At 42.9% G+C, this 6645-nt stretch carries 6 protein-coding genes; 4 read left to right on the top strand and 2 right to left on the bottom strand.

Features of this window, described 5'->3' with window-relative positions:
* Positions 1-919 (bottom strand): KaiC domain-containing protein (locus J7K41_02730; GenBank protein MCD6549595.1); only part of this gene is annotated, 919 nt, incomplete at its 3' end.
* A gap of 36 nt (positions 920-955) precedes the next feature.
* The gene (locus tag J7K41_02725; GenBank protein ID MCD6549594.1) at positions 956-1324 is read right to left on the bottom strand and encodes a helix-turn-helix transcriptional regulator; all 369 of its coding nucleotides are present in this window, start codon (positions 1322-1324) and stop codon (positions 956-958) included.
* Positions 1325-1499: 175 nt separating this feature from the next.
* On the opposite strand from J7K41_02725, the gene J7K41_02720 reads away from it, so the two are divergent.
* The 4 genes from J7K41_02720 to J7K41_02705 all read left to right on the top strand — a co-directional run.
* The gene (locus J7K41_02720) at positions 1500-1958 is read left to right on the top strand and encodes an Hsp20/alpha crystallin family protein (GenBank protein ID MCD6549593.1); all 459 of its coding nucleotides are present in this window, start codon (positions 1500-1502) and stop codon (positions 1956-1958) included.
* A gap of 154 nt (positions 1959-2112) precedes the next feature.
* Complete coding sequence (locus tag J7K41_02715; GenBank protein ID MCD6549592.1) at positions 2113-4245, top strand: CDC48 family AAA ATPase; 2133 nt, start codon at positions 2113-2115, stop codon at positions 4243-4245.
* Positions 4246-4470: 225 nt separating this feature from the next.
* Positions 4471-5178, top strand: coding sequence for a hypothetical protein (locus tag J7K41_02710; protein MCD6549591.1), 708 nt, complete (start codon positions 4471-4473; stop codon positions 5176-5178).
* A gap of 137 nt (positions 5179-5315) precedes the next feature.
* Positions 5316-6645: right-handed parallel beta-helix repeat-containing protein (locus J7K41_02705; protein MCD6549590.1), on the top strand; the 1330-nt coding region annotated here is incomplete at its 3' end.

Raw genomic sequence — 6645 nt, 5'->3', positions numbered from 1 at the left:
TTCGTATATCCTTCAACTTGGGACCTACACGGACCAAACCGGTATCGGTTATCTCTAATAGATGGACATCAGTATCATGACCACTCATACGACAACCGTCTATACGTATCAAACGTATCATTTCACCTATCGGTGCCTTGAACATGTTTTCCTCATACTTGGCACTGATTACCTTCTTTGAGAGGACGATCGTCCCATCTACTATATGACTCACCGCATACCCACCTGCTGCCTCGGCACTCATGTAATCGTGTTCACTACGTTTTTGTGAGACGAGTAAACCAGTCTGTTTCCATTTCTTAAGAAAGTTGAACACGCTCCTGACTATCTGTCGTGCCATCATCTCTTTTGCCTCGTAAAAACCGGTTACCGAATCGATTACCGTGTTAACGGCCTTATACCTCTTGATCGCATAGGCGAGCGTGCTGAACAACGTCGGCATGTCATCACGTAGTTGATAGTTAGAGGCAGCGTCTATGATTATCAGGTTATCCTCAATCTCATCATACCGGCATCCCATAGCCATAGCCCTCTGTTTGAGACCAGCAACAAGAAACTCGGCTGGGGATTCTACCGTTATAAATACGGTCGGATCACCTCGTGCAGCCTGTGTGATCGCGAACTGTTCCGCCATCAAACTCTTACCCGTATCCGGAACACCTGTGAGGTTCATCACCGAATACCTCGGGATGCCACCCAACACGCGTTTAACGGGTCGTCCGTTCTCAAAACCCACCGTAAAAAATAACTCGTCCAATCCCTCCACACCGGTGGGTATCCCTTCAATCTCAGGAACACGATCAGAAATATCACTCATAAGATAGACTGCATCCTCAACAGGATCAGGATACTTAGTATGTTTTCTATCCTTGAGCACGGGTTCGCCGCCTAATCTATCCGAATACCCGACATAGTCCATAAACATCACCCCCAAATAAATATCGCACTGTACAACTCACAACCCCTCTGCCAGTTGTTTCAGATGATTGAAGTACCGTTGTATATCCTGTTCTATCTCGTCAAAGGTATCCTTAAGCGTCGGTCCGCGTAGGAAGTACACACGACCCATACGCACCACCAAACCACCGATCATCAGTTTATTCAGATGATAGACGATATTGCTCTGTGGGAGGTTGAGACGCGTACTGATCTGTTCGCTGGTCAACCCCTTACCACGTTTACGTGCTTCTATCAGTAGACGAAGAACCTTGGCGGTCGTGGGGTTGAGGTTGAGCAATAGAGAGATCTCATCAAACTTAGACCTTCGCTTCTTCACATCGTAGTAGGATATGATGAAGTAAAACCTCGGTGTCATTCTCACCATAGCACACACCTTTCATGTTCAACCGTATTTTTGAGTCCGAAGGGCATGATTTTAAACTGTTTTAAACAAATTTTTAATCTAACGAAAAATTTTTAAATATTTCTACATAAAATAGAAACATCAAATTTATTTTAAACGACAAACTTTTATTTGATTATAAAACCGTTCGGAGGTGATGAGTATGATAGATGATGTATTAAAGGAAATGGTGGAGTTACAGAAGAGAATGGATAGGATGATGGAGGAGATGTTTAGGGAATTTTCCGAGATCCGATCAACTGGTGCAGGTGCCGGATTTGCGGAAGGACTCGTTAGAGAGCCGAAAACCGATATACTTGAAGATGACAAGGAATATGTAATTATAACTGAGATCCCTGGTGTCGATAAGAAAGATATAAGAGTGAACGTGGACGGTAACGTTCTCAGAATCAGTGCAGAAAACAAGAAGGAGGAATATCAAAAGAAAAAGAATTTGGTGCGAAAGGAGAGGAGTGTCACAAAGTTCTACAGAACGTTCATGTTACCCGACTACGTGGATCCTAAGAAGGCAAAAGCAACTTACAAGAACGGTGTACTTACGATCAGGTTTCCGAAGGTCAAAGGGAAATCTGGCATCAGTATCAGAGTTGATTGAACGAATTTTTTAATTTTTTAAAACAGTTGCCATCAGAAAATGCTTTTAAGATTTTGAAAAATCGGAAAATTTAGAATATTGGGATAACATTCCTGTTCAAAATTTCATATAAATCCTCAGACATAACTTCATGCTCGCTGCGGGAGGTGATCGTATGAAAGAAGTAATACTTCGTGTTAAAGAGGCATATCATAAAGATGTAGGTCGCGGGATCGTTCGTATTCATCCAAAGGTTATGCGAGAGTTAGGTGTCGATTCCGGAGATATAGTTGAGATAGAAGGGAACAACCGTGCCTTGGGAATAGTTTGGATGCTACCGCCTGATGAAAGTGAAGAGATCATACGGATGGACGGAATCTTCCGTCGTAACACAGGTTCCGGAATAGATGACGCTGTCACGGTTCGTCCGATCCCTTCTATCGATGAGGCGCAGGAGATTACCCTGGCGCCGGACAGGGAAATAGATTTTAGCGAAGATTTTCCCTATTATGTAGGTGAACGGTTGTTAAACATGCCGTTGGTTAAAGGCAATGATGTAGTGATTGACGTAATGGATAGAATACTGCTTTTCAAAGTTGTGGACACAAAACCTTCGGGAGCAGTGATAGTCGTTCCTAACACCTGTGTTAAAATCCTTAAGAAACCGGTTCAACGTTTGTCATCCGTACCAGAGGTAACTTATGAAGACATCGGCGGGTTAAAAGAGGTGATAGAGACAGTACGTGAGATGATCGAATTACCTATCAAACACCCAGAAATATTTAGGAGATTGGGTATCAAACCGCCTAAAGGTATTCTGTTCTACGGACCGCCGGGAACCGGTAAGACATTGCTTGCAAAGGCGATAGCGCACGAGACCAATTCACGGTTTTATTCCATCAACGGCCCTGAGATCATGAGTAAGTTCTATGGTGAAAGCGAAGAGAATTTGAGGAGGATCTTCAAAGAGGCTGAAGAGAACGCTCCTGCAATCATATTCATCGATGAAATAGATGCCATTGCACCGAAACGTGAAGAAACCCACGGTGAGGTGGAACGTAGAATAGTATCCCAACTTTTGACTCTTATGGACGGTCTAAAATCCAGAGGTCACGTCGTGGTAATCGGAGCGACCAATAGGCCGAACGCACTCGATCCAGCATTACGTCGTCCTGGTAGGTTTGACCGTGAGGTTGAGATAGGTATGCCTAACCGGGAGGGACGTAAAGAGATATTACAGATTCATACACGCGGTATGCCTTTGGACAAGGATGTTGATCTGGACGAGTTGGCAGACGTCACCCACGGGTTTACAGGTGCCGACCTTGAGAACCTGTGCAGAGAGGCAGCAATGCATGCATTGAAACGAATTATTCCTGAGGTGACTGAGGAAGAAAAACTGAGTAAGGAGTTGTTGGACAAGATTAAGGTAAAACGGGAGGATTTTGTTGAAGCGCTTAAGAAGATAGAACCGTCCACACTACGGGAAGTAATCATACAGAAACCGAAAACCACTTGGGATGATATCGGTGGGTTGGAAGATGTGAAGGAAGAGTTGATGGAAGCGATCGAATGGCCGTTGAAGTACGGTAAAGCGTTTGACAAGCTTAAGATTCAACCTCCAAAAGGTATCCTGTTGTACGGTCCGCCCGGTTGCGGTAAGACATTACTTGCAAAAGCAGTTGCACATGAAGCGAATGCTAATTTCATCCTAGTCAATGGACCAGAGTTGATAAGTAAATGGGTGGGCGAGTCCGAGAGAGCGATACGAGAGGTGTTCAAGAAGGCGAGACAATCCGCTCCCACCGTGTTGTTCTTCGACGAGATAGATTCTATAGCAGGTTCCCGTGGTACCGAAGTAGGTACAAAGGTTACTGAAAGGATGGTCAATCAGTTGTTGGTGGAGATGGACGGTCTCAACGAACTGAACCAGGTGATAGTGTTAGCAGCTACTAACCGATTGGACCTTATAGATAAAGCATTGTTAAGACCGGGCAGGTTCGATAAGGTGATAGAGGTACCTTTGCCTGATAAAGAGTCTCGTAAGAAGATATTCCAGGCGATACTCCGCGATAAACCGCTTGCCAAAGATGTTGACCTTGATAGATTGGTTGAGCAGACCGACGGGTTCACAGGTGCAGATATTGCTGCAGTGTGCAGAGAGGCTGGGATGGAAGTTGTGAGAGAAGCTGTCAGAAAAAAGAAAGATCCTAACAAGGTGAAAGAGATTTCTATGCGTCACTTCGAAGCAGCTCTAAAGAAAATCAAACCTTCTTTAGGAAAAGAAGAATTGGCACAGTATCGATGAAAATATAACGACCCTTTTTTTTGCTTTTTCATTGAGGGTGAAGTACGGAGAGAAGTACAAATATGAGAAAAGAGTATATGAGAATGAGCGATGGTGTTCGGCAGAAAACCCTTTGATCAGATTTATCCACAATTGCATAAAATTCATAGAAAACTTTAAAATAGAAATTCTAATAAATGACTTCTTTGAATACTTGTCTATAGGAATTGTAGTAGGGGATGTAGCATGTCGTACGAAAACGGTCTTGTTGAAGTGGGATTCGTAATGGTCGGTTGCGTTTTGTTGATGATTGTGATGTTCCTCCATGGATGTACTACTACTGTTAACGATTCTTCTGTCACTGAACAGGGATATGATTTTACTGTGAACGCGGTAGCGGAAGGTTGTTCGTTCGACCAGTCTCCGGGCACAACGTTCAGATTGTTAGATGATCAACTCATGATAAATGACACCGTTCCGTACGTTTGCTGTGCCAATATAACCGTCGATTATACGGTTGTGAACGATACCCTTTATATTACAGAAGTTAACAGGGGCGAGGTCTGCAAATGTCCGTGTAATTACAATGTAAACATCTGGATAAAAGGTAGATTCCCGAGACACATCGTACTTAGTGGTGTAGAATATCATGACCCGATAAATGGAGTAGAGATGAAACCCTCCGTACGGATGAATCTAACAATACCCACTGAAAACGTGCCTGTGGAATTATGCAAACAGCTCTGTTATCTTGCCCTGTCGAACAATCGCGAACTCGCCAACGGACCGTGCTTATCCAACGACTTTTATCCCGACTATGTTTGCGATGTTGCACACGACCCGCGTCAGCCGATCGATAATCGGCCCGAGAACCAGTGTTCCTTTTACCGTATGGGTATCGCGCATCACTTCGTTGAAGTTACCCCCGAATGTAAATTTATTCGTGCCCGCTGAAAAAGAGGACAATGTAGATGATGGTGAAGAAACTGTTAGAAGGTTAAAAAAAGAAAACAGCAACATTTATAAACAAGTTACCACATAATATATGCATAAAAATAATGTGTCAATAAAATGATAAAGGTGATTATGATATGAAGAAGAATATGTTTGTGATGTTGGTGTTCGGTATAGTGCTTTTGGCAGATCTTGTGTCGGCGTGTGTTGACCTCAGTGACCCGAGCACGTGGGACGGCCATATTACTCATGTTGGCAGTTATTTAATTCATGATAGTATAACATTGTGTAGTGGTAGTGTAACAATCTCGGATCCGTTGGTGATAGATAACGACGGTATTGTGGTTGACGGTAACGGTGCTGAAATAACGGTTTCAAATGAACATCTACTGGTTGTTGCTAATCACAATGATGTTGTTGTGAAGAACCTGAAGTTAATAAGGGATTACAGTGGCACTTCGAACTTCTGTGTTGAGTTACACGATGATGAGAACATCACTCTGGACAATGTGACAGTATATTCGGACACGCCGTGCAGGTTGAGTGCTGACCGTGTTAATAACTCGGTTATAAAGAACTTTAGTCTACATAATACTATCACTCTTTCTTCACCCAGTTTTTATACCTGTGGTCACATGTTTGATGATAATAACATTACTTTTGATCATTCGACGATAAACTCAAGCGTAATCTGTTCAATATCCGTGAGAAACTTCAAGAATTCGACTATAAAGAACAACGTTTTCCGTAATGGTATGTTGAATGTGATGGAACCGTTGGACGGGACAAGAAAAACAGAATACAATCTGATATACAACAACACCTTTTATCAGGATGACTGGAGCATCGTAGGTTATTACCATGCAATTCATGTTAACCAGTATCCTGAAGGCACTCGTGGAAACTACAGTTTCAATCATAATATCATAGCTTATAATAGGTTCTACAACTATTCGAGTGATGAGATATATTTAGATTTTGCTGCCAACAACCACATCGTCTGTAACGAGTTCGTAGACACCCGTCCCAGTGGTGCGGGTATGCGTGACGATGCGATCGATGTCAACTATCATACTTCCAACCTTACGATTGACTATAATATTGTAAATTTGTCAACTCCTGATGATATTTGGTACTCAGGAGGATTACGCGGCGGGTTCTTACAATACGAACAACAGTTAAACACTGGTGAAAACAATACTATACAGTTCAACACTATCTATTATGATAGCGGTAATGAAAGAACTAGTTATGGTGTGCTCGACCTCTTAGGCTCGACTAATGAGCTCAACTTCTACAAGAACAAGTTCTTCATAAAGAATGGTCGGTTCTTCCATGACCCTCCATACCTGTACAACTCAACATTCGTTGATAACATCATCTGTACTACTGTGACGCAATCGGTTGACCCTACAGTCACTTTTGTTAACAACACGTGCGATAACGGTCCTGCTTACGGATGCGTAC

Source organism: Candidatus Micrarchaeota archaeon (assembly GCA_021163225.1).
Taxonomy (GTDB): domain Archaea; phylum Micrarchaeota; class Micrarchaeia; order Anstonellales; family JAGGXE01; genus JAGGXE01.
This window is presented reverse-complemented; position numbering and strand designations above follow the sequence as displayed.